At 68.9% G+C, this 1,847-nt stretch carries 2 protein-coding genes; both read left to right on the top strand.

Annotated features, from left to right (window positions below):
* Window positions 1-586: 586 nt before the first annotated feature.
* Complete coding sequence (locus EEJ42_RS54560) at window positions 587-1,003, top strand: GNAT family N-acetyltransferase (RefSeq protein ID WP_425472858.1); 417 nt, start codon at window positions 587-589, stop codon at window positions 1,001-1,003.
* A 482-nt stretch (window positions 1,004-1,485) separates the two neighbouring features.
* The gene (locus EEJ42_RS08245) at window positions 1,486-1,794 is read left to right on the top strand and encodes a hypothetical protein (RefSeq protein WP_123099318.1); all 309 of its coding nucleotides are present in this window, start codon (window positions 1,486-1,488) and stop codon (window positions 1,792-1,794) included.
* The last annotated feature ends 53 nt before the right edge of the window (window positions 1,795-1,847 follow it).

A 1,847-nucleotide genomic window follows, 5' to 3' on the forward strand; every position in this document is an offset into this window, starting at 1 on the left:
CGGGGGCTCACTCGTGTCCTGGACGCACCAAACGCCCCCGCGCCCTCGTCCCCCTCACCCATACCGCGCTGGGACGCGCCCCCCTTGGGCCGTGTGACTGTGCCGCGTTCGGGCTGCCGCGCCTTGGGTCTGTGCCGGGGTGACCCCTCAGCCGGGTCCTGGCGGTTGGTGTTTGCCCGTCTAGCACCGCTCCCGGTCAGGGTCCTTCCCGCCGGACCGCGTTGAGACCGCGCCGGAGCCCTGCCCCCTCTCCTTATGGAAGGACACCTCGTCGGTGACTACCTTGCCCTCCACACCCAAAACCGCCACGGCCCCACTCGCTGTACGGATCGATGTAGCCACCCCGGCGGACCGGGACACTTTTACCGAGCNAGCCACCCCGGCGGACCGGGACACTTTTACCGAGCTGATCGCTTTGGCGGTACCGGGTGAACCCGTGCCCCCCTCCATCACTCAAATCATCGAGATGCGGCCCAGCCCGCCTCTCACCCACGGCCTGATCATGTGCCTGGTCGCCCGCACACCCGACAACCAAACCGCCGGTGCTCTCCTGGCAGGCGTACCGAGGTGGGTCTTCACCCACCGCATGTGCAGCGGCCGCCAGCTGTCTGCCGCCCTGGCCCGCAGGATCTTCAATATCCACACCATCGCCGTAGCCCCCGGGTGCCGCCGTCAGGGCATTGCCCGGAAGCTGATCCGCTCTGCCGAACGCCGTGCCCGTGAAAGCGGCTTCCAGCTCGCTGTTCTCGAGCACCAGCCGGAACTCACCGGCTTCTACACCCGTCTGGGGTATCACGCAGGCGACAGCCGCCTCCTCATCGCTATGCCCCGCCGGAACCTTCTCAGCCAGTGCTACGGACTGCTCACCGCGGCCAAGCCACTCACGGCCCAGGTGAGTGTGGTCGATGTGCCCGGTGCTCCGGCGCGCATTGTCTCCGGTCTGCTGCCGGGGACTGACCTCCCTGAGTCGGCCCGTTTCACGCGCGGCCAGCTCATCGCCTGATCGCTGCCGAGTTCCTCCACTCCATCCCACCGATCCGGGTCATGCCCCGGTGCTGAGGACGCTTGGCGACGTCGACCGGGCCTGCCTCTGGCTGTCATCAGGCCGGGGGCGGGCCCGGCCTTGCGCTCCCGCACGCCGTTCGCTGCGTTTGGGTGGCCGGTTGCCGAGGCTGATCCCGCCACCGGCCATTGCTGACGAACCGTTCCCGAGTCCCCCGGTAGAACCGGCCTCTGGGGCCTGACTGGCCGCCGCGCCTCGCTCCGTACCACCCGTGCTCGCAGAGGAACCACCGCTCACAGCGAAAAACCGTGCCCCGCCGAGCGCCGTTCACGTCGCGGTTGCCGCTGGACTTCCAGGTTGTCCGCCTAACCCCCGTGCCCCTCACCGTCATCGTGTCGGACCTCGCAGGGCCCGGCACGACGACGCCCCGAGGTCGCCCGGCCACCATCCCACCCAGTTCTTCTCCGCTGGAGGCAGCCACCATGTCGCATCAGCTCATCCCCTCAGCACTTCTCATCGCTGCCGTCGTGACCTTCCTGGGAATCCTGCTGTACGTCACACGGAACAGGTGCCTGCCCGGCTTGGCCGTCCGGCTGACACCCCTCGCCCTGGTAGCGATGACCGTCCTCGACGACCTCGTACAAGGCAACTACGCACTCGCCGCGCTGGCGTGCCTCGTCGACCTCTTGATGGTGGCCATCTACTCCCTGGCCGCCAGGCTCATCGCTCTCCACACACACCTGCGGTCCACCACCCCCGGGCGCAGGGGCGAGAAGTCGTCCAGGAAGTAGCGGCACGCGGGCATCCGCCCGGCCTTCCCGCCCGGCCCCGGCCCCGCGAACGC

The organism is Streptomyces botrytidirepellens (assembly GCF_003721215.1).
GTDB classification, from domain to species: domain Bacteria; phylum Actinomycetota; class Actinomycetes; order Streptomycetales; family Streptomycetaceae; genus Streptomyces; species Streptomyces himastatinicus.